The organism is Corynebacterium sp. HMSC076G08 (genome assembly GCF_001811515.1).
Classification (GTDB): domain Bacteria; phylum Actinomycetota; class Actinomycetes; order Mycobacteriales; family Mycobacteriaceae; genus Corynebacterium; species Corynebacterium hiratae.
This window is the reverse complement of sequence record NZ_KV805081.1, coordinates 133365-158157: the sequence shown is the minus strand read 5'-3', so window position 1 is coordinate 158157 and position 24793 is coordinate 133365. Positions and strand designations below refer to the sequence as shown.

22 protein-coding genes and 1 pseudogene are annotated in these 24793 nt (G+C 63.3%); 14 read left to right on the top strand and 9 right to left on the bottom strand.

Annotated features, from left to right (window positions below; genetic code table 11):
- Nucleotides 1-11 precede the first annotated feature (11 nt).
- Nucleotides 12-1163 carry an MFS transporter gene (locus tag HMPREF2806_RS11265; protein WP_070517763.1) on the bottom strand — a complete coding sequence of 384 codons (1152 nt, stop codon included), beginning with the start codon at nucleotides 1161-1163 and terminating at the stop codon, nucleotides 12-14.
- 70 nt (nucleotides 1164-1233) lie between these two features.
- On the opposite strand from HMPREF2806_RS11265, the gene HMPREF2806_RS11260 reads away from it, so the two are divergent.
- The gene (locus tag HMPREF2806_RS11260) at nucleotides 1234-2106 is read left to right on the top strand and encodes a LysR family transcriptional regulator (RefSeq protein ID WP_070517762.1); all 873 of its coding nucleotides are present in this window, start codon (nucleotides 1234-1236) and stop codon (nucleotides 2104-2106) included.
- A gap of 318 nt (nucleotides 2107-2424) precedes the next feature.
- On the opposite strand, the gene HMPREF2806_RS11255 is transcribed toward HMPREF2806_RS11260, so the two are convergent.
- The gene (locus HMPREF2806_RS11255) at nucleotides 2425-3027 is read right to left on the bottom strand and encodes a superoxide dismutase (RefSeq protein ID WP_046647628.1); all 603 of its coding nucleotides are present in this window, start codon (nucleotides 3025-3027) and stop codon (nucleotides 2425-2427) included.
- A gap of 163 nt (nucleotides 3028-3190) precedes the next feature.
- Between HMPREF2806_RS11255 and msrA the strand changes: the two genes are divergently transcribed.
- A complete protein-coding gene (gene msrA, locus HMPREF2806_RS11250) occupies nucleotides 3191-3841 on the top strand; it encodes a peptide-methionine (S)-S-oxide reductase MsrA (protein ID WP_070517761.1) in 651 nt (216 codons plus the stop codon).
- Between the two features lie 24 nt (nucleotides 3842-3865).
- Here msrA and HMPREF2806_RS11245 read toward each other — a convergent pair whose 3' ends face one another.
- Complete coding sequence (locus HMPREF2806_RS11245) at nucleotides 3866-5707, bottom strand: alpha/beta-hydrolase family protein (RefSeq protein WP_070517760.1); 1842 nt, start codon at nucleotides 5705-5707, stop codon at nucleotides 3866-3868.
- A gap of 140 nt (nucleotides 5708-5847) precedes the next feature.
- Here HMPREF2806_RS11245 and HMPREF2806_RS11240 point away from each other — a divergent pair, with 140 nt between their 5' ends.
- Genes HMPREF2806_RS11240 through HMPREF2806_RS11230 form a run of 3 tightly spaced genes read left to right on the top strand, consistent with a single transcriptional unit; the run spans nucleotide 5848 to nucleotide 8450 of the window.
- Nucleotides 5848-6795: an L-lactate dehydrogenase gene (locus HMPREF2806_RS11240; protein ID WP_070517759.1), complete on the top strand. Its 948-nt coding sequence runs from the start codon at nucleotides 5848-5850 to the stop codon at nucleotides 6793-6795.
- Nucleotides 6795-7499, top strand: coding sequence for a glycerophosphodiester phosphodiesterase family protein (locus HMPREF2806_RS11235; protein ID WP_070517758.1), 705 nt, complete (start codon nucleotides 6795-6797; stop codon nucleotides 7497-7499). The genes HMPREF2806_RS11240 and HMPREF2806_RS11235 overlap by 1 nt, the downstream gene beginning before the upstream one ends.
- Nucleotides 7500-7520: 21 nt before the next feature.
- On the top strand, nucleotides 7521-8450 hold the full coding sequence (locus HMPREF2806_RS11230) for a DUF5926 family protein (protein ID WP_070517757.1): 930 nt from the start codon (nucleotides 7521-7523) through the stop codon (nucleotides 8448-8450).
- A gap of 107 nt (nucleotides 8451-8557) precedes the next feature.
- On the opposite strand, the gene HMPREF2806_RS11225 is transcribed toward HMPREF2806_RS11230, so the two are convergent.
- The 3 genes from HMPREF2806_RS11225 to HMPREF2806_RS11215 all read right to left on the bottom strand — a co-directional run bounded on the left by HMPREF2806_RS11225 (nucleotide 8558) and on the right by HMPREF2806_RS11215 (nucleotide 11885).
- Entirely contained in the window at nucleotides 8558-9952 is a 1395-nt protein-coding gene (locus HMPREF2806_RS11225; protein ID WP_082254424.1) for an LCP family protein, read from the bottom strand.
- Nucleotides 9953-10044: 92 nt separating this feature from the next.
- Complete coding sequence (locus HMPREF2806_RS11220; protein WP_070517756.1) at nucleotides 10045-10743, bottom strand: CPBP family intramembrane glutamic endopeptidase; 699 nt, start codon at nucleotides 10741-10743, stop codon at nucleotides 10045-10047.
- Nucleotides 10740-11885, bottom strand: coding sequence for an amidase (locus tag HMPREF2806_RS11215; protein WP_070517755.1), 1146 nt, complete (start codon nucleotides 11883-11885; stop codon nucleotides 10740-10742). The genes HMPREF2806_RS11220 and HMPREF2806_RS11215 overlap by 4 nt, the downstream gene beginning before the upstream one ends.
- Nucleotides 11886-11926: 41 nt before the next feature.
- Between HMPREF2806_RS11215 and pheA the strand changes: the two genes are divergently transcribed.
- Nucleotides 11927-12838 carry a prephenate dehydratase gene (gene pheA, locus HMPREF2806_RS11210; protein ID WP_070517754.1) on the top strand — a complete coding sequence of 304 codons (912 nt, stop codon included), beginning with the start codon at nucleotides 11927-11929 and terminating at the stop codon, nucleotides 12836-12838.
- An 11-nt stretch (nucleotides 12839-12849) separates the two neighbouring features.
- The gene (locus HMPREF2806_RS11205) at nucleotides 12850-13497 is read left to right on the top strand and encodes a histidine phosphatase family protein (RefSeq protein ID WP_070517753.1); all 648 of its coding nucleotides are present in this window, start codon (nucleotides 12850-12852) and stop codon (nucleotides 13495-13497) included.
- A 24-nt stretch (nucleotides 13498-13521) separates the two neighbouring features.
- On the opposite strand, the gene HMPREF2806_RS11200 is transcribed toward HMPREF2806_RS11205, so the two are convergent.
- From HMPREF2806_RS11200 to HMPREF2806_RS11190, 3 genes are all read right to left on the bottom strand, one after another.
- Nucleotides 13522-13869: a metallopeptidase family protein gene (locus HMPREF2806_RS11200; protein ID WP_046647619.1), complete on the bottom strand. Its 348-nt coding sequence runs from the start codon at nucleotides 13867-13869 to the stop codon at nucleotides 13522-13524.
- A gap of 29 nt (nucleotides 13870-13898) precedes the next feature.
- Nucleotides 13899-15008 carry a septum formation family protein gene (locus HMPREF2806_RS11195; RefSeq protein ID WP_070517752.1) on the bottom strand — a complete coding sequence of 370 codons (1110 nt, stop codon included), beginning with the start codon at nucleotides 15006-15008 and terminating at the stop codon, nucleotides 13899-13901.
- Nucleotides 15009-15081: 73 nt separating this feature from the next.
- On the bottom strand, nucleotides 15082-15813 hold the full coding sequence (locus HMPREF2806_RS11190) for a GntR family transcriptional regulator (RefSeq protein ID WP_118779535.1): 732 nt from the start codon (nucleotides 15811-15813) through the stop codon (nucleotides 15082-15084).
- Between the two features lie 66 nt (nucleotides 15814-15879).
- Between HMPREF2806_RS11190 and serS the strand changes: the two genes are divergently transcribed.
- The 7 genes and pseudogenes from serS to HMPREF2806_RS13650 all read left to right on the top strand — a co-directional run.
- Entirely contained in the window at nucleotides 15880-17142 is a 1263-nt protein-coding gene (serS, locus tag HMPREF2806_RS11185) for a serine--tRNA ligase (RefSeq protein WP_070517750.1), read from the top strand.
- A gap of 82 nt (nucleotides 17143-17224) precedes the next feature.
- Entirely contained in the window at nucleotides 17225-18919 is a 1695-nt protein-coding gene (locus HMPREF2806_RS11180) for a lysophospholipid acyltransferase family protein (protein ID WP_070517749.1), read from the top strand.
- Nucleotides 18920-19250: 331 nt separating this feature from the next.
- Nucleotides 19251-20975 (top strand): glycerol-3-phosphate dehydrogenase/oxidase, encoded by a 1725-nt coding sequence (locus HMPREF2806_RS11175; RefSeq protein WP_070517748.1) that lies wholly within the window; start codon nucleotides 19251-19253, stop codon nucleotides 20973-20975.
- Between the two features lie 74 nt (nucleotides 20976-21049).
- On the top strand, nucleotides 21050-21787 hold the full coding sequence (locus tag HMPREF2806_RS11170; RefSeq protein ID WP_070517747.1) for an MIP/aquaporin family protein: 738 nt from the start codon (nucleotides 21050-21052) through the stop codon (nucleotides 21785-21787).
- A gap of 24 nt (nucleotides 21788-21811) precedes the next feature.
- Nucleotides 21812-23359, top strand: a complete 1548-nt coding sequence (glpK, locus tag HMPREF2806_RS11165) for a glycerol kinase GlpK (protein ID WP_070517746.1) — start codon at nucleotides 21812-21814, stop codon at nucleotides 23357-23359.
- Between the two features lie 115 nt (nucleotides 23360-23474).
- On the top strand, nucleotides 23475-24320 hold the full coding sequence (locus HMPREF2806_RS11160) for a Cof-type HAD-IIB family hydrolase (protein WP_070517745.1): 846 nt from the start codon (nucleotides 23475-23477) through the stop codon (nucleotides 24318-24320).
- 52 nt (nucleotides 24321-24372) lie between these two features.
- A pseudogene (locus HMPREF2806_RS13650) lies at nucleotides 24373-24793 on the top strand (HNH endonuclease); the annotation flags it as partial.

Here is a 24793-nt window from a genome sequence, read left to right as displayed (position 1 = left end):
AAAACACGATTTTATCCGGTTTTTCTCACCACCCAACTCAACACCGCGATGCCCGCGGCGAGGGCGGTGTAGACGGCGATGAAGCCGGTCCACGACAGGGAATCAAAGAGCACGCCGGCCAGTGCGCCCAGGATGGAACTGCCCAGGTAGTAGAAGAAGACATAGAGGCTGGAGGCCTCAGCGCGGTCGTGAGTGGCGATATGCCCCACCCACCCCGAGGCCGTGGAGTGCGCTGCGAAGAAGCCGATGGTGAAGAGCACGATGCCGAGAAGGGTGGGGATCAGTGCCCCCATACAGAGCGCGATGCCCACGGCAAAAAGCAGGCAGGACAGCAGCAAGGTGTTGGCGTGGCCGACCTGCGTGACCAACCGGCCCGCCCGCGCCGAAGACCACGTGCCGGTGAGGTAGAAGAGGAAGACCAAGCCGGCCAAACCGGGCGCGAGGTGGAAGTGGTCGATGAGCCGAAAAGCCAGGAAGTTATAGAGGGACACGAAGGTGCCCATGGCCACGAAGGCCACGATGAATAAGGGGATGAGGCGGGTGTCCCGGGCATGGCGGAAGATGGCGCGCAGCTCCGAGCGGAAGTGAATCTCCTTGGGGGTGAAGTTCTGCTGGTAGGGCAGCAAGATCGCGGCGATGATGGCGAGGATGAGCGTGACCAGGCTAGAGCCCGCCAGTGCCCAGCGCCAGGACGTGAGCTCGAGCAACCCGGTCGGGATGAGGCGGCCGGTGAGCCCACCAATGGTGGTGCCGGCGATGTACAACCCCATGGCACGGGCAACGTAGGAGCTTTCGAGCTCCTCTGAGATCCAGGCCATGGCGGTAGCAGGTGCGCCGGCGATGACGGCGCCCTGGAGCGCGCGGGTGGCGATGAGGATCTCCGGATTGGGTGCTAGCGGAACAAGCATGCCGATGAGCGTGGCGGCAATGGTGGAGACGAGCAGGAGCTTGCCGCGCCCAATGCGCTCGGAAATGATGGAGACTGGGATGACGCAGACGGCCAGCGCGCCGGTTGCGGCGGAAATAGTCATGGCGGCCTCAGTGGAGGACATGCCCATGTCCTCCACCAACGTGGGCAGCATGGCTTGGGTGGGGTAAAGGCAAGAAAAAATTGCCAGACCCACGAAGAGCATGGCAATGGTGGCGCGCCGCGTTCTGGTCATGCATCAAGCATGGCCTAGCGCGGGTTATGTGTAAAATGTCTAAAAGTCACATAAAGCATGCGAGGTGTGCATGAATCTGGAGGATGTGCGCGGCGTCGTCGCCGTGGCCGACCATGGCCTCGTCGGCGCGGCTGCCGACGCCCTCGGGCTCTCCCAATCCGCGTTGACCCGCCGCGTGCAGCGGATCGAGACGGCCGTGGGGGCCAGCCTGTTTGAGCGCAGCGGCCGGCGCCTGCGGCTGAATGCCCGCGGCCGGGCCTTCGTGGAACACGCGCGGCGGATTCTTTTGTCGGAAGCCGCCGCGCGCGATGCCGTGGCCCGGCTGATGGATCCTGAGCGTGGGACCGTGCGCCTCGACTTCATGCATTCCCTGGGCACGTGGATGGTCCCGGAGCTACTCAAGACCTATCGCGCCGAACACCCACACGTGGATATTCGCCTGCACCAAGGCGCGGCGCGCGGGCTCGTGGAGAGGGTAGCCGCCGGCGAGTCCGACTTGGCGCTGGTCGGTCCCCGCCCTACCGCCCCCGGCCCGCTAGGGTGGCACCAGCTCAAGCTGCAACGCTTAGGTCTAGCGGTTCCCGAAGGTCATTGGGCCGCAGGAAGAGACGGGGTGCGCATGGAAGACTTCCGGGACGAGCCCTTCATCGGCATGCTGCCGGGCTATGGAACCCGCATGCTTCTCGATTCCCTGGCGGGCGAGGCCGGTTTTAGCCCTCGCCTCGTCTTCGAGTCGATGGAGCTGACCACCGTGGCCGGCCTCGTGGCCGCCGGGCTGGGATCGGCCCTGCTGCCGCTTGATGACCCGTATCTAAAAGCCCGCAACCTCATTCCCTTAGAACCAGAGGCCTACCGCGAGCTGGGTTTGGTGTGGCGCGAGGGCGATGATGCCCCGCCGGTGGAGCACTTCAAGGATTTCGTTGTGGCACGCACCGCCGACTAGCTATCGAACGGCAGCGCGGCCGCCAACGCGCGGAGTGCTTCAGGGCTGGAGATCTCGTGTGGCAGCCTGGCACTGGTGCTCCCAGGCGGCAGAGTGCCTTAACGGATAGGCCAACTGCCCAATATGACGAAGATCCCTCTCGGATCTGCAATGGCGGCGCATAACTTTGGCGGATCGGGCAGTTGTGGTCTGGATATCGGGGTTGGGTGGTCCTCCGCAAAGCTTGTAGAGGGAGTCACAACGCGAAACCGCGCTGAGCCTCAATGAAGAGAACTCAGCGCGGTCGAAGCTATATGGCCTTAAAGGAGGCCAGAGGGCTTACTTGGTGGCAGCAGCGTAACGCTCAGCAACGTCATCCCAGTTGAAGACGTTCCAGACAGCCTTAACGTAATCAGCCTTCACGTTCTTGTACTGGAGGTAGAAGGCGTGCTCCCACATATCCAGCATCAGCAGTGGGGTGAAGTTCACGGAGATGTTGCCCTGCTGATCGGTCAGCTGCTCAATAATCAGGCGGCCAGCAACGTGGTCGTAGCCCAGAACTGCCCAACCGGAGCCCTGCAGGCCGGTAGCAACAGCGGAGAAGTGAGCCTTGAACTTCTCGAAGGAACCGAAGTCGCGGTTAATAGCCTCAGCCAGCTCGCCGGTCGGCTCGCCGCCACCGTTCGGGGAGAGGTTCTTCCAGAAGATGGAGTGGTTGGTGTGGCCACCCAGGTTGAAGGCAAGGTTCTTGGACAGAGCGCGGATAGCGTCAGCGTTAGCCTCGCCGTTGCGCTGCTCCTCCAGAGCCTCGAGCGCAGCGTTAGCGCCAGCAACGTAGCCAGCGTGGTGCTTGGAGTGGTGCAGCTCCATGATCTCAGCGGAGATGTGCGGCTCCAGAGCGTCGTATGCGTAGTCGAGTTCAGGAAGTTCGTAAACAGCCATTTGTGTCATCCTTTCTTTGGGGTACGAGGCCCCATCGTAGGGTGCGGATGAGGATTTGGCCACAATAATTTTTTAATGGGAACCGCCGTGAACGAAAACCTGGATTGCAAGCGGCCTAGCGGAGTATAAGGGGAGGACAACACTACGCGAAGGAGAATCCTGCATGTTTCTTTTCAAGCCAGAACCCAAGCTGGTGGCAGCGGAGGACGCCCTTCCCGGGCGATCCGAGCCCGTCTTGGACAACCCGCAGCCCCATGCGGTCCTGGGGACTCCTATCACCGGTCCGTGGAAGGAAGGGCAGAAGTCCCTCATCATTGCCATCGGCTGTTTCTGGGGCGCGGAGAAGATGTTCTGGGAAACCGAGGGTGTGGAGTCGACGTCCGTGGGCTATGCGGGCGGCACCACCCCTAACCCGACGTACTACGAGGTCTGCCGCGGGCTGACCAACCATGCGGAGGCAGTGCAGATTACCTACGACCCGCAGCGCGTGAGCCTGCGCGACTTAGTGGTCAAGGCTCTGGAGGCGCACGATCCGACCCAGGGCTTCCGACAGGGCAATGACGTCGGTACACAGTACCGCTCGGCGTTCTATCCAGAGACCGAGGAGGAACGCGCGGAGATCCAGCAGCTCGTGGATTCCTACGCGGGCAAGCTTGCCGACGCCGGCTTCGGCGCCACCACCACCGAGGTCACCCTCCTCAGCGAGACGGACTCGGGGGAGTATTACCTGGCCGAGGACGAGCACCAGCAGTACCTGCACAAGGTGCCCAACGGTTACTGCCCGCACCACAGCACCGGCGTCAAGTGTGGCTAGCGCAGTGAGCGCACTGGCGTGCGGCTAGAGCTGCTTGCGCACGTGCGTGCGGAAGTCGGAAGGTTTGTTGAGCTGGTCGCGCTCCACAAAGTCCCGCATGCGCTCAGCGAGCTCCGGAGTGAGCTGGGTGCGCGTTTGGGATCCGAGGACGGAATCCCAGTACCAGAAGGTTTCCTCAAAGTAGTTGTGGCCGTGGCCGCCCGGCACGTTGAGCGAGTTGATCTGGTCCAGCGCTACCTGCCAGAAGGTGATGAACGGATGCCAGCGCAGGTTTTTAAAAGTATCTGCGTACAAGGTCTGCGGGGTCGGCTCGTGGATCCAGTTCGGGCGGGCATAGATGAGCTTGCTGTCCCACCACACGATGGCATCGGAAGCATGCTGTCCCACCGCCACGCGCGGGCGCTCCCAGGGGCCATAGGGTTCGCCGAAGGCATCGTGTTCCATGTGGGCCGGAACGGCGGCAAAGCGGAGGTGCCGGCCGCCGTCGATAAGCGGCAGGCGTTCCAAGGAACCGCGTTCACGGTGAAGGCGCCGCATGAAGCTGGTCATCCGAGGCGGCCCAGTGAACACCGCACCATCGCAGGCGGCTAGCAGTTCTTCGAGCGTCTCGTAGTTTTCCACGATGGCATAGCAGCCCAAGGACTCGCCGCTTAAGTACAGCTTCGGGCGGTTGTCCTCGGGCAAGAGGGCGAGGCGGGCATGAACGGCGGCGATGAGCTCGCGCGCAAAGGTACGGGAGAGGTTCTTGTCCACCAGGTAGGAAAACATGGAGGGAAGGTAGTCAAATTGCAGGGCTACGGTGGCGCAATTTCCGCGCGTGAGGAATTCATAGCCGCTGACCGAATAATTGTTGATCCAGCCTGAGCCGGAGGGCATCTGCAGCACGATGGTGTCGCGGTGGAATGCGCCCGTGCGATCCATCTCCGCCACCGCGTGGCGGGCGGCGGCGTGCGGACCACGGCCGCGGATGAGCCCGATGTAAATACGGATCGGCTCGTGGGCGCGTTCGAAGTGCATGACCTCTTTGATGTCCTGGGCGCGTGGGCCGCGGTCGAGGAAGGCCCTGCCCTGGGAGCCGACGGCCGTCCACGGCTCGTGGGACCAGGGGCTTCCCGAGCGTTCCGGCTCCCACGGCATCGCGGAGCCTGGGTACACCAATTTATTGAGGGCCAGACCTTGGATGGAGGCCCTGCGGAGCAGCCGGCGCCACACCATGCGGTCGCTGACTACGGCCGCAGCGAAGCCAACCACGCCGCCGGCGAGCGGCCACGCTATCCACCTGGGCAGCCAGCGCTGCACCTGGCGGGATAGCTGGGTAACGGCGATCTGCGCTGCTTCCCCGACGATGAGCAAGGCGCCGTAGCCCGCGGTGCCCACCACCATGCCCAGCGCTGCGGATTGGGGGCCGCGGTCATTAAGTTTGCTCACGAGGCGGGCTTGTTCTGATTGGTTGCGCAGGGAGCGTATGCCCGCGATGAATGTTCCGATCCCAAGCAGGTAGTAGGAATAACGTCGAGTGGTGGGGCCTACGTGGTCCTGGGGGCGTCGCCCAGCGAGGCGGAGCCCGCGCTTGGCGGCGAAGGCTGCGGTGGTGGCGGCGAGGTGGCCAGCGCCTTGGCCGATGGCCACGTTGGCAGCGGTAACCCACCACGGGCGTGGCAATAGCGACGGGGAGACGGCTGCCCAGGTTGCTACCTCCGCGCCGAAGATCCCGGGCCACATATTTTGCGGCAGGCGCCGCCGGCCGGTCATGCGCATGCCGGGGGTGAGATCGCTGATGAGCTCCAGGGAAAAGATGGCAGCCTGAAGGCCTGTGCGGGCGGTTTTGAGGGCGATGCGGCGCGCAAGTTGACGCATGCTGGCCATTGAACCAGCTTTGGGCCGTACGTGCAGTGATGCCACTAATCAGACCCAATCGGACATGAAAATGTGAGATCGGACTACTTATCCTGTGAATTCGGGCGCATAACGAGCAAAATTCGGACATTGGGGGCACAATAGGAGACATGGGAAATCATGTTGGAAACAAAGTAGTACTCATCGGCGCTGGCGACGTTGGAGTTGCTTACGCCTACGCTCTGGTCAACCAGGGCACTGTTGACCACCTGGCCATCATCGACATCGACGAAAAGAAGCTCGAAGGCAACGTCATGGACCTCAACCATGGCGTCGTTTGGGCCCCGTCCCGTACCCGCGTGACCAAGGGCACCTACGAAGACTGCAAGGACGCCTCCATGGTCGTCATCTGTGCCGGTGCTGCGCAGAAGCCTGGTGAGACCCGCCTGCAGCTCGTGGACAAGAACGTCAATATCATGAACTCCATCGTGGCGGACGTCATGAAGAATGACTTCGACGGCATCTTCCTGGTTGCCTCCAACCCGGTGGACTTGCTGACCTATGCAGTGTGGAAGGCCTCGGGCTTCCCGCACGAGCGCGTCATCGGTTCCGGCACCGTTCTGGACTCGGCCCGCTACCGCTACATGCTCTCTGAGATGGATGACGTGGCTCCGACCTCCGTCCACGCCTACATCATCGGTGAGCACGGTGACTCCGAGCTGCCGGTCGTCTCCTCCGCCAACATCGCAGGTGTCTCTCTGTCCCACCGTTCTGAGAAGGACCCGGGCTACAACGAGCGCATCGAGAAGATCTTCGAGGACACCCGCGACGCTGCCTACCACATCATCGATGCTAAGGGCTCCACCTCCTACGGTATCGGCATGGCCCTGGCCCGCATCACCCGCGCGGTCATCCAGAACCAGGCCGTTGCGCTGCCGGTCTCTGCCTACCTCCAGGGCGAGTACGGCCACGAGGATGTCTTCATCGGCACTCCGGCCATCGTTGATCGCTCCGGCGTCAACCGCGTTATCGAGCTGGCCCTCGATGACCACGAGAAGGAGCGCTTTGAGAACTCCTTCAACACGCTCAACACCATCAAGGAAGAAATCTTCGGCTAGTGAAGATCGTCGCCCACAGGGGATACTCCGGGAAATATCCGGAGCTATCCCCTCTTGCCTTTGAGAAAGCGCTCGCGCTTCCCATTCACGGTATCGAGTGCGATATCCGCCTGAGCAGTGATGGCAAGGTGGTGGTTCACCACGATCCCACCCTGGACCGCACCACGAACGGCTCGGGCCGAGTGTCTCGCCTGACCTGGGAGGAGCTGCGCCGCCTGAAGATTGGTGGCGGCCAGCGCATGCTGCTTCTCGACGAGCTCCTGGAGATGCTCGGGGGTAAGAAGCACCATCTCTACATTGAGACCAAGCACCCCTCGGGGCAGGGTGACATCCTTGAAGAACAGATGGTGCTGCGGCTGCGCTACGCAGGACTTCTCGACGACCCCCGGATCCACATGATTTCCTTTTCCCACCGGGCTATTCGTCGAATGGCGGCGCTTGCCCCGCACGTCGACCGCATCTACCTGCGCCGCGATTGGGAGCGCCATTTCAACCGCCCCGATATCCTGTTATCGCAGCCCACTGGCCTGGGCATGTCGCTGTTGCGCGGCAAGCTGCAGCCCGACGCGATTGGCGCGCACGGCCTGCCCACGTACATGTGGACCATCGATAAACCTGAAGATATGAAGTGGGCGTGGGCGAACGGGGTGGATATTCTCGCCACGAACCAACCGGAAGTGGCCCTGCATGCCATTGAGCTGTAATGAACAGGTAAGTTGTTCAGTATGGCCAAGAAGAAAAAGAAGAACGAACAGCTGCCGGAGGGCATGTCCCGCCGCCAAGCTAAGCTCGCTGCCCGCGCCGCCGAGCGCGCTGCCCTGGAAAAGGACCCTCGCCCCTTTGGTGGGCTGGCCGCTGAGGCTAGCCTCGTCGCCCTGCAGGAATTTGTTCCTTCCGCAACGGCGAAGCTGTCCGTCAAGGGCTTTGACAAGGACGTTTACGTCGCTACCGTGCTGCCCGGTGCTACCGCGGCGCTCATCCGTGATGAGGAATCCGGTGGTGAGGCCTTCGTGGGACTGCAGGTGCAGTCTCACACGCACAACCCGGGCCGCGACCTGGCTTTCGCCCTGAACTGGGTGAAACACAACACGCCGGGCTCCACCCTCGAGTCCACCGCTGCTGATGGCTCCCAGCCGGAGCTCAAGGAGCTGCTGGAAGAGGACGCCGAGCTGGAGATCAACGTCTACCAGGACTTCGCGTGGTGGATGCCGGAGGGCGCACAGGTTCCGCCGCAGATGGCGCAGGCTCTGCAGCGCGCCAACGATTCCGTCATCGAGTCCTACCAGGTGGGCCAGGAGGCCGAAGGTTTTGCCGGCACCGCCTTCTGGGCTAACGCCGGTGGTGGCAAGGCCCACATCCGCTGGGTCCGTCCGTGTGATGACGAGAATGCTTTCCTCAATGCGCTGGCGCGCGTGGCCGCTCGCGGTGAGCTCAACTTGGGTGAGGGCACCAAGTTCGCCGGTGTCTTCCGCACCCACGGGCTGATCGCCCCGGTCTTTGACCTCGACCCTGAGGTCGCGCACGACTCCTACGAGGCCGAGCTGTCTCGCGTGAACAAGGCGCTGGAGGAGGAGATCTCCAACGACGCCAACCTCGACGCCGATGAGCGCAAGCAGCTGCAGAACATCAAGTCCCGTCAGGTGACGCTGCGCTAATTCCTCGGCACCTTCGCCCCGAGGCTTAGGTACATATCGATCAAATAGGGCTCCAAAACCCACACAGGTTTTGGAGCCCTATTTGATCGAAACGACCGGCCGGAGCCTTAGCGCATGGAGTCCCAAAGTGCTTGGGCCTCGGCGTCATCCCAGAGGACGACATTGCCCACGACCGTGTCCTGGAAGCCGCCGATCGGCACAGTCTTCGTCTCCACACCCGAGGCCATCGACAGTGCCACGCGGGCAAGGTGCCAGACGTGGTCCTTCTCGTTGACGATGAAGGAATCTGCGGTGTGGTTGACCAAGGAGATGGCCTTGAAGGGGTTGCCGATGGTGGAGAAGGACGTTGCCTTATCCAGCAGCGCGGCGAAGAACTCGCGCTGGCGTTCGACGCGGTCCAAGTCACCCATCGCGGTAGCGCGGGTGCGCACGTAGCCAAGGGCATCTGGTCCGCGAAGCTTCTGACAGCCCGCTTGGAGGTCGATGCCGGCGAGCGGATCGTTGATGGGCTCCTTGACACAAATCTCCACGCCGCCCACGGAATCCACGACGTTGGCTAAGCCGCCCATGCCGATCTCCGCATAGTGATCGATGTGGAGGCCGGTGGCTTGTTCCACGGTTTGGGTCAGCAGCTGCGGCCCACCGTAGGTGAAGGCGGCGTTGACCTTGTCCATGCCGAAGCCGGGCACATCGACGTAGCTATCGCGCGGAATGGAGACCAGCTGGGCCTTTCCGGATGCGGGAATGTGCAGAAGCATGATGGTGTCGGTGCGGCCAACTCCTACGTCACCGCCGGTGCCCAGCTCGGCCTGTTGTTCCTCGGTGAGGCCCTGGCGCGAGTCCGAGCCCACCAACAGCCAGTTCGTCCCGGAGGTCGGCGTCACCTGCTCGGAGGGCAAGGCATCGATACGGGTCAGGCGCGAATCCGTCCACAAGGTGAAGGCCACCATGAAGACGAGGGCGATGACGATGAGCCAGCCTAAGCAGCCGAAGACCTGCTTGGCCGGGTTGACCTTCTTGCGGCGGCTATGCGGGCGCCGAGCAGGACGCCCGCGGGACGCAGTCTGTGGGGAGTAGCTGCGCGGCGGTGCGTCGGGGCTTCGCCGGTATGCGCCGGCGGCAGGTTCCCGGGCGGGCATGTTCTGCTGGGGCGCCGGGCGCGGCGATGCGTGCTGAGCCATATAAGCATCGACGTCGAAGCGGGTTTCCTCCGGACGCGAGCGCTGCGCACTGGGGCGCTGAGCGCGAGAAGAAGAGTGCGTGGGATTAGCTCGCTGCCCGGAGGGGCGGCGACGCACCGGGCGTCCATAACGATCCCGCAGGGGCTGCCCGTCAGCGCCAAGGACGAACTCACCGGCATCCTGCCCGGCAGCATGCGCACCGCGCGGGCCATCCGGGCCGTGGGGGTGGGCCGGGCCAGTGGCACCCGCGCGGCGGGAATCGCCGTGGGGATCGCCAGCGCGGCGGGAATCGCGCTCTGGATCGTGTCCTTGGTAGGTCATGGGGAACACTGTACCGCGAAATCACTTCCGCCCCACCTTTCACACAGGGCGCGGTCGTGGTCTTTTCGGTGCCACGAGCCCTCGGCCCGCGCTTAAGCACCGAAGAGCAATGTGTAGCCCACGAAAGCGATGGCGTCGATCAGAAAATGCGCGATGACCAGAGGCCACACCTTCCCCGTGCGGTGGAAGTACCAGCCATAGAGCACGCCCATGATGATATTGCCGAAGCCTGCGGAAACACCCTGGTAGAGGTGATAGGAGCCGCGCAGGATGGAGGAAGCAGCCAGCGTTGCGGGCAGGGCCCACCCAGACTGCTTGAGCCTGGTCATGAACCAGTACACCACCACCAGCTCCTCCGCCCAGGCGTTGGCGAAGGACTTAATGAGCAGCACCGGGATCTCAATCCACGTATCGAACGCTCCCGGCACCACCTCCTTGGTCCACCCGAAGTGCAGCGCCACGTAATACAGCACCAACCCCGGCAGACCAATGACTGCCGCTAGCGCTGCGCCGTGGACACCATCCCGCCACCGCGGGCGGGGCGGGAAGGAGATCAGGTAGAGCGCAAGTGCTCCCCACGCGAAGAGCACCGCGGCGCTGCAGAGCTGGAAAGCAAGGTCGAGCAGCGTCGTCGCCGACTGCGAGGCGTTGATGGTGACCGACTGCTCGTTGAGCGGGGCGGGGTTGAGCAGGGAATCGGTCAGCCGCAGCGCGGCGCGCACGCCCGAGACACCAAAAGTGATGGTCAGGACGATGAGGATTTCCGCGCGCAGGCGTGAGCGCGCGGTCATGGGTGAAGCACCTGGGCGAGGCCGAGAAGGGAGGACTCGTCAAGCGTGATTGAACCCAACTGCACGCCCACGGGCGGGTGATCGCGCACCGGCCAGGGCACAGAAATAGCGGGCAACTGCGCCACGTTGAACAACGATCCCCACGGCGACCACCGCGTTTGCTCATCGAAGTTGGCTTGGTGCTCCAGCGCCAGGAAGTGCCCGCGCCGGGGCGGATCGAAGGCCAGCATGGGGCTCAAGATGGCGTCGACGTCCCACTCTTGTGCCAGCATTTCCGGCAGCTGCGCGGCGTGGGTGCGGGCCGCGGCAAATTCGGAGTCCGTAACGCGGCGGCCTTTCGCACGGATCCACTCCGCGTAACCCTCCGCGAAGTCAAGGCCGGCCAATCTCCGGGTGAAGATGTGCTGGAAGGCCTCAAAGGTGCGGGCGGCCTGGGGGTAGGGAGAGATGGCGACGGTTTCGAACCCCGCCCCTTCAAAGGTGGCGGTGGCCTCTGCGACCGCGCGCAGCATGTGCGGGGCTACCTCGGCTTGAGCGAAGAGGGGATCCGTCAGCACGCCGATGCGGGCGCGCCGGGCACGCGGGTTAAGGCCGTGCAGAGTTGCGGTATCGGCGATGCTGCGCGTGATGAACCCCTGCACCGAGAGGTCCTCGCCGCCGGGCTTGAACCCGACGACGCCGCAGGCGGCAGCCGGCACGCGGATGGAGCCTCCGCCGTCGGAGGCATGCGCAGCGCGCAGCAGACCCCGCGCCACCTGGACCGCCGCTCCGCCGGAGGAACCGCCCGGCGTATGGCCCGGGTAGAGCGGATTATCCGGGTGCGCCAGGCCGACAGGTTCGGTGTCCACGCGAAGGCCCAGCTCGGGCGCGGCGGATTTGCCGACGACGAGCGCGCCGGCGTCGATAAGCTCCTGCACGAAAGGATCGGTCTCCTCCGCCACGTAGGCGCGCTCGGCATGACCGAGCGTAGTGGGCATGCCGGCGACGTCATTGAGGTCCTTGACCGAGAGAATCCAGCCGCTCAAGCGCCCGTGCGCCTGCGGCCGGCGCTCGAGGTCGAGGTACGTGAAGCCGTGTTCCGCGGGGTCCAGACCAGATAGATCCTCGCGCAGCTTGTCCAGAGTGAACTCGGTGCTGTCCATGGCGGCTCAGTTTAGTAGTTACGTGAGATAAAGTTGCTGTCATGAGCACCACCATCGCATTCCTCGGGCCCGCCGGAACCTTCACGGAAGCGGCGATGCAGCACTTCGCCGCAGACTTTGCTTCCCCCGAGGGGCTGCCGGTGAACTCGCCGGCCGAGGCGTTGGCAGCGGTGCGCTCAGGTGCGGCGGACTATGCCTGCGTGGCTATCGAAAACTCCGTGGACGGTCCGGTGACTGCCACCTTTGACGCGCTTGCCGACGGCTCCCGGGTCCAGATCTACCGCGAAGTAGACCTGCCGGTGTCCTTCTCCATTCTGGTGCGCCCCGGCACTTCCGCGGAGACTCTTCGCACCTTCTCCACGCATCCTGTGGCCTACCAGCAGGTGCGCGGTTGGTTGGAGCAGAACCTACCGGGCGTGGACTATGTTCCGGCGGCGTCGAATGGCGCGGCGGCGCAGGCCGTGGCGCGCGGGGAGGTGGATGCCGCGGCAGCCCCGGCACGGGCAGCGGAGGTCTTCGGGCTGGATTCTCTTGCGGAGAACGTCGCGGACGTTGCCGGGGCCACGACGCGGTTTGTTCTCGTGGGGCCGGCCGGAAAGCCCACCGCGCGGACCGGCAAGGACAGGACGTCCGTCATCTTCACCCTTCCCAATGAGCCCGGCTCCCTGGTCGGGGCCCTGCAGGAATTCGCGCACCGCGGGGTGGACCTCTCCCGCATCGAATCCCGTCCGCTGCGCACCGTCTTCGGTAACTACCGTTTCCACGCCGACCTCATCGGACACATTGAGGACCAGCCGGTGGCGGAAGCTCTGCGGGCGCTGTGGCTGCGCGCGGAGAATGTCGTTTTCGTGGGTTCCTGGCCTTCCGTGGTGGCGCTAGGGGAGGCGCCACGGGATCTGGCGCGGTTGAAGGAGGCCGATGAATGGGTAGCGCAGGCGCGCACCGGCCAATAGTGTGGTGAAGCATGACCGGAAGAATCATCCTGCTGCGCCACGGCCAGACCTTTTCCAATATTGACCGCGTTATGGATACCCGCCCGCCGGGCGCCGAGCTCACCGAGCGCGGCCGCGGCCAGGCGGAAGATGTTGGCCGCGAGTTGGCTGAGCTGTGCGCGGGGCGCCGCGTGCGCTTTGTGTGTTCTATTGCCCTGCGTGCCCAGCAGACCGCGATGCTGGCCGCCCGTACATATGGCGAGGCCGCCGATGAGCGCAACGTTCCCGTGGAAGTGCGTGTAGGCCTGCACGAGGTTTTTGCCGGTGAGCATGAAATGAGCGGCAGCGAGGATACCCACCGCGAATACATGGTGGCGCTGCGCGGCTGGCTCGACGGCGATGAAGCTGCCCGGATGCCTGGCGGTGAGAGCTACGTGGATGTGCTCGAGCGCTACCAACCGGTGTTGGAGGATCTCGCTGCGGAGCTGGAGGATGATGAGGATATCGTCGTCGTCAGCCACGGTGCTGCCATCCGCGTGGTGACCACGCATGCCTGCGGCGTGGACCCCGACTTTGCTTATACCGGCTACATGCCGAACTGCCGCCTTACCCTCATGGAGCCGCAGGGCCAGCCTTTTGGCCAGTGGACGCTGAAGCGCTGGGCGGATACCGAGGTTTAGTTTCGCTCTGGCTACGGTAGGCGCCTACCCCCAGCCGAGCTCGTGGAGGCGGTCCTCCTCGAAACCGAAATAGTGCCCGACCTCGTGGAAGACGGTCACCATGACCTCGTGGGCGAGCTCCTCCTCGGAGTTGCTAATGGCCTGCAAAGGTTGCCGGTAAATGGAGATGGTATCCGGCAAGTATCCGGTGTGCGAGGCGGTGCGGTGCGTGAGCATCACGCCTTCGTAGAGGCCCAGCAGGTTAGGGTTGTCTGGGTTTTCTTCCTCCACCAAGATGACCAGGTTGCGCATCTGGTCGACGAATCGATCGGGAATCTTATCCAGGGCCTCACCGACTAGCTCTTCGAAGCGTTCCTCGCTGACCTCGTACATGTGCTTACTCCCTGTGGGATAGTCGGGGTTTATTGGGCCGGCGCCGGTGCAGTAGTGGCGGCGGGAACGGCACTGTCGCCAGCCGGCTGGGAGTTCTCGCCGCCCGGCTGGGCGTTCTGATCACGCAGCGGGTTGCGCTTCGGCTGCTCGGTGGGCGGGGCGCCGTTGATGTTCAGGGAATCTCGTCCCTCCGCAGCGGAGCCGGTAATGGTGGAAAACAGACCGTCGTTGACGTGGATGAGGGAGCAGTTCACCGAACGGGAGCCGGCTTCCCAGGACTCGCGGTTCATCGCGCCCCAGAAAGGCTGCAGTGTGGATTGGTAGAGGTTTTCCTCGCCGCCCAGGTAGTCCATGGCGTCCTGAGTACACGTTTCGGAGAGGAACTTATCCATGTCCTCGTCGTTGGGGTAGCCATCGGGGAATTTCTCGGCGAGGTTAATGACGGATACGGTCTCCATCTGGTGCGGCTCGCTACACGGAACGGTGCTGAGCACTTGGTTCTCGTCCACCTTGCGGCATTCGCCTGGCTTGGCGACGACCGCCTGGTCCACCTCACTGACCTTGCCAGTGGATTCCTGGGGGACGCCGTTGGCGTCGGTGGTTTGCAGGCCGCACAGCAAGGTGCGGTCGCCCTGCTCCCAGGAGGCGGCCGGCGGCAGGATGGAGGCGATGTCGTAGCGGCCGTTGGGATCCCACTTGCCGTTGAGGTAGCTCACCGTGGGGGCTTCGCACAGCTCGTCGCGCAGGGCGTTTTGCCGTGTGATGTCGGGGCGCTTGGCATTGGGTCCGAACTCGCTGGTGGGGTAGGTGCTGAGGTCCTCGCGGGAGGAGACCTCGAAGCGGTGCGGCTTATCGCAGCTGGTCTGCTCGAAGCCGGTGGCAGTGCCGTCTGGGGCGATGTCCCATGTCACGCACGAACCAGCGGAGGCGGTAGTAAAGGATGCGATCTCTCCTTCGGAGGGATCGGCGGCCTGACTGCCGTCGGCGTTGGGGGTAGCGGAGCCTTGTGCGGCCGAATCGGTGCCGGTTGGCTCGCCGCTAAAGAGGCCGTAGGACGCCATGAAGGCGGCCGCGGCCACGGCTGCAACGAGGACGACGCGGATGGCGGAGGCGGAGCGCCACGCAGATGAAGTGCTCATAGAACTCTTCATACTACTCCCTTGGCGGCCCTGGCTTCTAGCCCGCCCGGCGCCGTGCGGGAGCACGGCGCCGCTAGATACGTGCGCGGGAGACGTGCGTTGTGAGCCGGTAGCGGTCTGTGCGGTAGACCGAGGAGCACCACTCCACGGGGCGATCGCCGGAGCGGGCGAGGCGGGTGATGTGGAGGAGAGGGGTGTTCGGGGGGACGTCGAGAAGCTCAGCGATGTCCTCCTCTGCTGCGACGGCCGTGACCGTCTGCTCGGCCCCGGTGATGGGGACCTCGAAGGTGCTATCCAAAATCGCGTAGACGGAATTGTAGATGTCATTCTCCAGCAATGACGGAGCAAAGGTGGAGTTATACCAGCCATCGTCGATGGAATAGGGCTCGCCATCGCCCAAGCGCAGGCGCCGCAGGTGGGTATGGGCCACGGTGGTTTCCGTGCCGAAAAACTCGCAGACTTCGCTGGGGGCGGCGCTGCGTTCACCCAGCAGGATGCGCGAGGAGGCTTGTACTTTCTGATAGCCCATCTCATCGGAGAAGGACGCCAGATGGAGCCGGGAGACCAGTGGGTTCGGAGCCACGAAGGTACCTTTACCGCGCACGCGGCGCAGGCGGCCCTCCGCCACCAAGTCACCAATGGCGCGGCGCACGGTGATGCGGGAGACGCCGTAGGTTTCTTCGAGAATGCGCTCGCCCGGGAGGATGTCACCGGGTTTGAGGGTGGTGCGGCAGAGCTCGGAGAGAATATCCCGCAGCTGAGCGTGCTTGGGCACGGGGCCGTCGGTAATAATGTGAGCTGCCATGTTTTCCATGATAGCCAGCTGGTTATGACCAGCGCAAAGGTGTGGCCGTGCGCTAGACTATCCGGCGTGATTGATCTCAAATTTCTTCGCGAAAATCCCGATGTCGTCCGCGCCTCCCAGGTAAACCGTGGGGAGGATCCCTCTTTGGTGGACCAGCTGCTCGCTGCTGATGAACAGCGCCGCGCGGCCATTGTGAAGGCTGACCAGCTGCGCTCGGAGCAGAAGGCCTTTGGCAAGAAGATTGGCCAGGCCTCCCCGGAGGAGCGCCCGGCGCTGCTGGAGGGCTCCAATGAGCTGAAGGAAAAAGTCAAGGCGGCCGGCGAGGAAGCGGCCGCGGCCGAAGCCAAGGTAACGGAGCTGCAGTACCAGCTCTCCAACGTGGTGGAGGGTGCCCCGGCTGGTGGCGAGGATGATTTCGTCGTGCTCGAGGAGGTCGGTGAGAAGCCGCAGTTCGACTTTGAACCGAAGGATCACCTGGAATTGGGTGAGACGCTGGGGCTTATCGACGTCAAGCGGGGCGCCAAGGTCGGCGGCGCACGTTTTTACTACCTCACCGGTGATGGCGCCTTCCTGCAGCTGGGCATGCTGATGCTGGCTGCGCAGAAGGCCCGTGAGGCCGGCTTTAGCCTTATGATCCCGCCGGTGCTCGTGCGCCCGGACGTGATGCAGGGCACCGGTTTCTTGGGTCAGCATGCGGATGAGGTCTACTACCTGCCGGCGGATGATCTCTACCTGGTCGGTACTTCGGAGGTGGCTCTGGCTGGCTACCACAAGGAAGAGATCATCGACCTGTCCAAGGGCCCGCTGCAGTATGCGGGCTGGTCCTCCTGCTTCCGCCGCGAGGCGGGTTCGCACGGCAAGGACACCCGCGGCATTCTGCGCGTGCACCAGTTCGACAAGCTGGAGATGTTTGTCTACTGCAAGCCGGAAGACGCCGAGGAGATGCACCAGAAGCTGCTGAACATGGAAAAGGACATGCTCGCGGCGATGGAGCTGCCCTACCGCACCATCGACATCGCGGGCGGAGACCTCGGTTCTTCTGCAGCCCGCAAGTTCGATAACGAGGCGTGGGTGCCCACCCAGGGCACGTACCGCGAGCTCACTTCGACCTCGAACTGCACCACCTTCCAGGCGCGCCGCCTCTCCACGCGCTACCGCGACGAGAACGGCAAGACCCAGTACGCCGCCACGCTCAACGGCACCCTGGCTACCACCCGCTGGCTCGTGGCCATCCTGGAGAACCACCAGCAGGCAGATGGGTCCGTCGTGGTTCCGGAGGCATTGCGCCCATTCGTGGGTAAGGACGTTCTTTACCCCGTAAACTCCTAGAAGAATGACAGGAGGCGCCGCAGGCGCCCCCTTCGATCCCCGGTTGTGCCCTCTTAAAGCCCTAAATCCTCCCTGGAGCATCATGAGCGTTGTGACTAATTTCCTCTACCGGCAGATTACGCACATTGGCCGCGGGGTGACTTTGGCCCAGGGGCTGAAGATGCGCCTGTCCGGCGAGGAGAATATCCCGGATAAGGGCGGGGCCGTCATCGTGTGCAATCACACCGGCTACATGGATTTCCTCTTCGGGGCCTTCTTGGCTTATCGCAAGCGGCGTTTGGTGCGCTACTTGGCTAAAGCCTCCATCTTCCAGACGCCGGTGGCCGGTCAGCTTTTTCAGGTGATGGGGCATGTTCCGGTGGATCGCATCGATGGCGGGGCGTCGATTGTCAAAGGCATCGAACTAGCCAAGAGTGGGGAACTCGTGGGGGTCTTCGCGGAGGGAACGATTTCCCGCAGCTTTGAAATTCGCAGCATGCGTAACGGTGCGGCGCGTATTGCGCATGGTGCGGGCGTGCCGATCATCCCGCAGGTTATCTTTGGCTCCCAGCGTATTTGGACGAAGGGGCAGAAGAAGCACTTGGGCCGCACGAAGACGCCGGTGCTGATCACGGCTCTTGAGCCCTACTACACCACGGGCGATTTCGACGCGGATATCGCGGAGGTGCGCCGTCGGATGCAGGAGGCCCTGGAGGGCCTGTGGGCGGAGTATGAGACGGAGTTCGGCCCGATGCCGGCCGGCGAATACTGGGTACCGGCCCGCAAGGGCGGGGGCGCGCCGACGCTGGAGGAAGCCGAGGCGCAGGACTCCGAGGTGGAGACTGAGCGCTACCGTGTGCGCCGGCTGCGCGATGATCTGACCAACCTCAAGGAGCGAGTGTCCGAGGCCACCGTGGACCTCATGCGCGATCGGATGGCGTTGATGAAGCCGGGCAGTAACGAGGAAACCGGTACCGCAGAAGCCGGAGCCGACGCCGCCGAGAAGGACCGCCCGCGTACCGCGCCGGAAACCCTCGAGTGGATCAAGGAAAACCTCAACTCGGTGGTGGAAGAGGCTATGCGCGGCGTAGAGGAGGGCCGCGAAAAGGTCACGGGGGTGATGGCGCAACTGAAGTCTGATGTCATGGAGGCCCAAGCTTCCATGGCTGCGAGCAGTAAGGAAATCTTCGCTGGCTCCGTGGTGGAACAGGGGTTGCTCTCCGCGGCGACGCAATCTCGGCTCATTGTCTCGCGCCTGCCCCACCGCGTGAAGGCGCAGTATTCCGAAGTGCCGCGCGTGGTCGTGGCGGATCAGAGCGCGCTGAGCATGGAAAACGGGGAAATCTCGACGCGGCTCCAAGAAGCGCTGACGCAGCTCCACCCGCAGGTTGAGGGGTTTGTCGTGCTCTCGCCGCAGGGCGAGGTACTGGACGCTGCCGCCTTTGGGGACCTTCCGCAATCGTGTTGGCGCATCGCCTGCTCGGACGGTGCCGAAGGGGTGCAGTTCAACGATGCCCCCGGGGGAGTGGTGGCGACGGCCTCTTCCCCCGCGGAGGGGCTGGCGGCCGTGGTGAAGAAGATTGGGGCCGAGCCGAAGGATCTCTTGTTCTTTGCCAATGAGCCGGGGGATGAAACCTTTGCGGAGGGCGGGGACGGCGTCGCCGTGCGCATGGTGGCGCTTGAGACTGCACCCATTGAGGTGATTAAGGCTGCGCAGGCGGTGACGTATTCCACCGAGCGCTACGGAATGGCCGAGGTGCTGGAGGCCATGGCACGCTTGCAGCAAGAGAAGAAATAAGTCTTGACACCCTGGATTTAAGAAGCGTTCGCAACGCCCGTTAACACCCCCGGAAGGGGGTGTTATTTTATTTTGTTCACCTATGGAGCGCCTTGGAAACTCCAGCTTACGGAAGCGGAACTTACGTGTGAGTAGCGTCTCCAGAGATAATTTGGCGTGACCTATAGCATTGGCCGTGGGAGAAAACTTCTTCTTCATCCGCCCTTCGGGCAGGTGGCCGAGGCATCGGTGCACAGGACGCGCGTGGTGGATGAGCGCAACATGCTGCGCACATCGTCAACTGGACAGGACTTTCTGACGCCGTGCAGCGAGAGAGGAGACTCGGTCAACAATGACCACGACGAGTATTAACAGCTTCAACCCTGAGTATTTTGAAAAGACGTGGAACGACTACTCCACCGAGGATTATGACGTCGTCATCATCGGCGGAGGTTCCGTAGGCGCCGGCGCCGCCGTGGATGCGGCCACTCGTGGCCTGAAGACGGCTGTGCTCGAGGCCCGCGACTTCGCCGCTGGCACCTCGTCGCGCTCCTCCAAGATGTTCCACGGTGGCCTGCGCTACCTGGCCATGTTTGATTTCCGCCTGGTGGCGGAGTCCCTCAAGGAGCGCGAGCTCAACATGTCCACCCTCGCACCGCACCTGGTGAAGCCGCTGAAGTTCATCTTCCCGCTGACCCACCGCGGCTGGGAGCGCGTCATGATGTTTGGCGGCTTTACCCTCTATGACCTCATGGGCGGCGCCAAGAGCGTTCCGATGCAGAAGCACCTCACCCGCAAGGGCGTGCTGAAGGTGACCCCGGGCCTCAAGGAAGACGCCGTCGTCGGTGGCGTGCGCTACTACGACACGCTTGTCGACGACGCCCGCCACACCATGACCGTCCTGCGCACCGCCGCCGAATACGGGGCCAACGTGCGTACCGGCACTGAGGTGATTGGCTTTGAGAAGGACGCCCGCGGACGCGTCACCGCTGCGAAGGTCCGCGACCTGGAAACCGGCCGCGAGGCCACCGTCAAAGGCAAGGTTTTCATCAACGCGACCGGCGTGTGGAACGACAAGATTCAGCAGATGGCCGGCGTCGAAGGAAAGTTCACGGTTCATGCCTCCAAGGGCGTGCACATCGTGGTTCCGAAGGATGCTCTCGACGCGGAAGCCGCGCTGTGCTTCGTCACCGAAAAGTCCGTGCTCTTCGTCATCCCGTGGGGTGAGTACTGGATCATCGGTACCACCGACACCGATTGGGAAAAGGGCCTGTCCCTGCCGGACCCGGCCCCGACCAAGGCGGATATTGACTACATCCTGGATCAGGTCAACCAGCGCGTGCGCAACAAGATCACCCGCGATGACATCGTTGGCGTGTACTCCGGCCTGCGCCCGCTGCTGTCCGGCAAGTCCGACTCCACCACCAACCTCTCCCGCAACCACGCCGTGGCCCGCGTGGCACCGGGCATGGTTTCCGTCGCCGGCGGCAAGTACACCACCTACCGCGTCATTGGTAAGGATGCCGTGGACCTGGCCGTGAAGGAGCTGGGTACTAAGGTGTCCGAGTCCGTTACCGAGCGCACCCCGATTCTGGGCGCGGATGGCTATCACGCGCTGGCCAACCAGGTACCGGCGCTGGCTCGCCGCTATAACCTCAGCGAAGAGCGCATCGAGCACCTGCTCGGCCGCTATGGCTCGCTGATCGGTGAGGTGCTGGCCCCGGCTGCTGAGGACGCCACGCTGCTGGAGCCGGTTCCAGGCGCGGAGAGCTACATCTGGGCTGAGGTTCGCTACGCCGTAACCCACGAGGGTGCCCTGCACATCGACGATATCGTGGCCCGTCGTCTGCGCGTGGCCATCGAGTTCGCCGACCGCGGCGTCGCCGCTGCGCAGCCGATCGCTGAATTCGTTGCCCCGCTGCTGGGCTGGGATCAGGCCGATATTGAGCGCGAAGTCTCCCACTTCACCAAGCACACCGAGGCAGAGCTCGCCGCAGAGGCAGCGCTGACCGACCGTGAGGCAAACGACATCCTCGAGCGCGCAGGCAGCGCACGAGCCACCAAGGAAGAAGCCTAAAAGTCACGGGGCCCAGCGAGCGGTGGATATCCCTCGCTGGGCCCTTGGCCTAGGCAGATAAGAAAGGACATCTAATGACCGGAATGGATGCATTCCTGTGGGAGTTCATCGGCACTGCGCTGCTGCTCCTGCTCGGTAACGGCGTGTGCGCCGTTGTTAACCTTCGAACCTCGGGCGCACGCGGTTCGGATTGGATCGTCATCGCTATGGGCTGGGGCCTCGCGGTGTTCATCGGCGCTAGTGTTGCCGACCCCACCGGTGGCCACCTCAACCCGGCGGTCACCATCATGCTGGCCGTGAACGGTTCCCTCGAGTGGGGCCTCGTTCCCTACTACCTGCTGGGGCAGATTCTCGGCGCCATGCTTGGTGCATTCCTTGCCTGGGCTACCTTTAAGCAGCTTTTCGACGCCAACAATCTCGACGAAGCCGGCAACGTCACCGGCGCCAACAAGAACACCGGGGGCATCTTCTTTACCAAGCCCGCGCACCCGAATAACGGGTGGAACGCGGTTACCGAGTTCATCGCTACCTGCGTGCTGCTCATGTTCATCGCCTTCGGCCCAACCGGAGGAGAGCTGGGCCCGCTGAGCTACTTCGGCGTTGCCTTCGTCATCGTGTCTATCGGTCTGTCCCTCGGTACCCCCACCGGATATGCCATCAACCCGGTTCGTGACCTCGGCCCCCGCATCATGTACGCCTTTGTCCTCCCCATCAAGGACAAGGGCACTGGAAACTGGAGCTATGCCTGGGTTCCGGTCGTCGCGCCGATGCTGTCGGCCGTCGCCGTTGGCCTGCTATCCATAGCCCTTTAAAACACCCCCGACAAGGAGAAAGTTATGTCCACCAAGAGCTACGTTGCAGCGATTGACCAGGGTACGACCTCCACGCGTTGCATCATTTTCAACCACGACGGAGAGCAGGTGTCCGTCGGCCAGCTCGAGCACGAGCAGATCTTCCCGGAGAAGGGCTGGGTCGAGCACGACCCGGAGGAAATCTGGAGCAACACCCGCCGCGCGGTGGGTGAAGCTTTGGCCAACGGCGACATCAACATCGAGGACATCGCCGCCCTCGGTATTACTAACCAGCGCGAAACCACCGTTGTGTGGGACAAGAACACTGGCGAGCCGGTGTACAACGCCATTGTCTGGCAAGATACCCGCACCACCGAGATTTGTAAGGAGCTCGCCGGCGAGGAGGGCGCGGACAAGTGGCGCCGCCGCACCGGCCTCATTATCAACTCTTACCCGGCCGGTCCGAAGGTGAAGTGGATCCTCGATAACGTCGAGGGGGCGCGCGAGCGCGCTGAAAAGGGCGAGTTGCTCTTCGGCACCATCGATACCTGGCTGCTGTGGAACCTTACCGGCGGCGCCGATGGCGACAACGGCCAGGAGGCCCTGCACGCTACCGACGTCACTAATGCTTCGCGCACCTTGCTCATGGACATCGAGAAGCTCGAGTGGGATGAGGAACTGTGCAAGGAGATGGGCATCCCGACGTCCATGCTCCCGGAGATCCGCCCGTCCCTGGGTGACTTCCGCACTGTGCGCGAGCGCGGCTCGCTGGCCGGCGTACCGATTCGCGCCATTTTGGGTGACCAGCAGGCCGCCATGTTCGGCCAGGGCTGCTTCCGCCCGGGTTCCGCCAAGAATACCTACGGTACCGGCCTGTTCCTCCTGCTCAACACCGGTACGACCCCGAAGTTCTCGGAGAACGGCCTGCTTACCACCGTGTGCTTCCAGCGTGAGGGCGAGCGCCCTGTCTATGCGCTCGAAGGGTCCGTGTCCATGGGCGGTTCCCTGGTGCAATGGCTGCGCGATAACCTGCAGATCATCCCGAACTCTGCCTCCATCGAGAACATGGCCCGTGAGGTTAAGGACAACGGTGGCGTCTACATTGTTCCTGCCTTCTCTGGTCTGTTTGCCCCGTACTGGCGCCCGGATGCCCGCGGCGTCATCGTGGGCCTGACCCGCTTTGCCAACCGCAAGCACCTGGCCCGCGCGGTCCTCGAGTCCACGGCGTACCAGACTCGCGACGTCGCCGATGCCATGGTGGCGGATTCTGGCGTGGAGATCACCGAGCTGCGCGTCGACGGCGGCATGACGATGAACGAGCTGCTCATGCAGTTCCAGGCAGACATGCTTGGCGTCGAGGTACACCGGCCGAAGAACGTGGAGACCACCGCTACGGGTGCTGCTTTCGCCGCGGGCCTTGACTCCGGCTTCTGGGAGGACCTCAGCGTGCTGAGCTCCCAGCAAGGTGACTTCAAGGTGTGGAAGCCACAACGCGAAAAGGAAGAAGTCGAGGCTCTCTACCGCGATTGGAAGCGCGCCATCAAGCGTTCCCTGAACTGGGAAGACGTGGATGATGACGACGTGATTGCCTAAAGCCTGAGCGATACACGAAAACGCGGCCGTGACGAGTAATCTCGTGGCGGCCGCTTTCGTCGTTGGGCGCTTATTCGTGCCGTCGTGTGTCCTAGCCTGACGTAGACTCGGGGCTATGGCCAATGAAGTATTCTCGGACCACGCTCCGCGCCTCATCATCAGCGATATCGACGGTACTTTGTTGGACCGAAACCACCGGGTGCCCAAGCGAAACCGCGAAGTTGTGGCCCGTGCGGTCGCCGCGGGCAGCGAGTTTGCGCTGGCAACCGGGCGCCCCTTCCGGTGGATCATGCCCGTGCTCGAGCAGCTGACCGTGCGTCCAGTCTGCGTGACATCAAATGGTGCGGTGATTTATGACTCGGCGGAGGACCGCGTTCTTTCCGCCCACGAGCTTTCGCCTGAGGCCCTCGCGGAAACCGTGAAGGTCGCTGCGAAGGTACTCGAGCCGCATGGTGGGGTTGGCTTTGGGGCGGAGCGTGCGGGAGGCTCGGTCTTGGACCCGGTTGAGGAACTCTTCGTGGTGGAGTCGCACTATTCGGAAAACGCGCTCTTTGAGGGCTTCGGGCTGGTGAGCGTGGGGGAGTTGGTGTCCCGACCGGCGGTCAAGCTGCTGATTCGTAATACCGCGTTCTCGGCGCCGGAACTCTACGAGCTCATTGCGCCGCACATTGATTCCGAGCTTGCTCACGTGACGTACTCGATGTCCGAAGGCGTTCTAGAGGTCGCGGCCCCCAACGTGACGAAGCGCCGCGGAGTGAAGTGGTTGGCCGAGCACCACGGTATCGCCCGCGAAGACATCATCGCCTTTGGCGATATGCCCAACGATATCGAGATGCTTGAGTGGGCCGGGTGCGGTGTTGCCATGGAGAATGCGCATCCGGATGTCGTGGCGGCTGCAGATGTGGTGACGCTACCGCACCATCAAGCAGGTGTGGCAAAGGTCCTCGAGCGCTGGTTCTGATATTTTCCGCCTCCGGTTGCGGGGTGGGTGGTGGTGTTTTAGTCTTTGTCGCATGGGGGATTTGGAGACTTATTTCTCCTATCGCAGGTCGGGGTTGGATCTTGTGGGGCTTGCGGTAGGCAGTGTGGATGATTTACGCGCGCGTGGTGCTTCTGCGGCTGATGCTGCGGAGTTGGCCGGGTTGTACGGGGTGTATTTTGGGCCGACGCGTTTTACGGGCAAGCAGCGCCAGGCGCGTGCGGCTGCGGGCGCTAAAAGGCATGATGTGGCAACGTTGAGCTTGATTGAGTCCTATACCGCCAAGGTGAAAAAAGAGTTGGATGCGTGGAATCTGCGTGTCCGCTTGGCGGGTACCCCGGCACACCAAATCCCGAAAGTGGCCAAAGAGCGGTTGAAGCAGTTGCGGCCGCAGCGGGTGCCTGAACCCGGGGTGAGGTTAACGTACCGGAAGGTGGGGCCGCATTCGTTGACGA

What these genes read in the sequence shown, in the direction of transcription:
- HMPREF2806_RS11265 (WP_070517763.1), bottom strand. Translation starts at nt 1,163, where the DNA reads ATGACCAGAACGCGGCGCGCCACCATTGCCATGCTCTTCGTGGGTCTG.
- HMPREF2806_RS11260 (WP_070517762.1), top strand. Translation starts at nt 1,234, where the DNA reads ATGAATCTGGAGGATGTGCGCGGCGTCGTCGCCGTGGCCGACCATGGC.
- HMPREF2806_RS11255 (WP_046647628.1), bottom strand. Translation starts at nt 3,027, where the DNA reads ATGGCTGTTTACGAACTTCCTGAACTCGACTACGCATACGACGCTCTG.
- msrA (WP_070517761.1), top strand. Translation starts at nt 3,191, where the DNA reads ATGTTTCTTTTCAAGCCAGAACCCAAGCTGGTGGCAGCGGAGGACGCC.
- HMPREF2806_RS11245 (WP_070517760.1), bottom strand. Translation starts at nt 5,707, where the DNA reads ATGGCCAGCATGCGTCAACTTGCGCGCCGCATCGCCCTCAAAACCGCC.
- HMPREF2806_RS11240 (WP_070517759.1), top strand. Translation starts at nt 5,848, where the DNA reads ATGGGAAATCATGTTGGAAACAAAGTAGTACTCATCGGCGCTGGCGAC.
- HMPREF2806_RS11230 (WP_070517757.1), top strand. Translation starts at nt 7,521, where the DNA reads ATGGCCAAGAAGAAAAAGAAGAACGAACAGCTGCCGGAGGGCATGTCC.
- HMPREF2806_RS11225 (WP_082254424.1), bottom strand. Translation starts at nt 9,952, where the DNA reads ATGACCTACCAAGGACACGATCCAGAGCGCGATTCCCGCCGCGCTGGC.
- HMPREF2806_RS11220 (WP_070517756.1), bottom strand. Translation starts at nt 10,743, where the DNA reads ATGACCGCGCGCTCACGCCTGCGCGCGGAAATCCTCATCGTCCTGACC.
- HMPREF2806_RS11215 (WP_070517755.1), bottom strand. Translation starts at nt 11,885, where the DNA reads ATGGACAGCACCGAGTTCACTCTGGACAAGCTGCGCGAGGATCTATCT.
- pheA (WP_070517754.1), top strand. Translation starts at nt 11,927, where the DNA reads ATGAGCACCACCATCGCATTCCTCGGGCCCGCCGGAACCTTCACGGAA.
- HMPREF2806_RS11205 (WP_070517753.1), top strand. Translation starts at nt 12,850, where the DNA reads ATGACCGGAAGAATCATCCTGCTGCGCCACGGCCAGACCTTTTCCAAT.
- HMPREF2806_RS11200 (WP_046647619.1), bottom strand. Translation starts at nt 13,869, where the DNA reads ATGTACGAGGTCAGCGAGGAACGCTTCGAAGAGCTAGTCGGTGAGGCC.
- HMPREF2806_RS11195 (WP_070517752.1), bottom strand. Translation starts at nt 15,008, where the DNA reads ATGAGCACTTCATCTGCGTGGCGCTCCGCCTCCGCCATCCGCGTCGTC.
- HMPREF2806_RS11190 (WP_118779535.1), bottom strand. Translation starts at nt 15,813, where the DNA reads ATGGCAGCTCACATTATTACCGACGGCCCCGTGCCCAAGCACGCTCAG.
- HMPREF2806_RS11180 (WP_070517749.1), top strand. Translation starts at nt 17,225, where the DNA reads ATGAGCGTTGTGACTAATTTCCTCTACCGGCAGATTACGCACATTGGC.
- HMPREF2806_RS11175 (WP_070517748.1), top strand. Translation starts at nt 19,251, where the DNA reads ATGACCACGACGAGTATTAACAGCTTCAACCCTGAGTATTTTGAAAAG.
- HMPREF2806_RS11170 (WP_070517747.1), top strand. Translation starts at nt 21,050, where the DNA reads ATGACCGGAATGGATGCATTCCTGTGGGAGTTCATCGGCACTGCGCTG.
- glpK (WP_070517746.1), top strand. Translation starts at nt 21,812, where the DNA reads ATGTCCACCAAGAGCTACGTTGCAGCGATTGACCAGGGTACGACCTCC.
- HMPREF2806_RS11160 (WP_070517745.1), top strand. Translation starts at nt 23,475, where the DNA reads ATGGCCAATGAAGTATTCTCGGACCACGCTCCGCGCCTCATCATCAGC.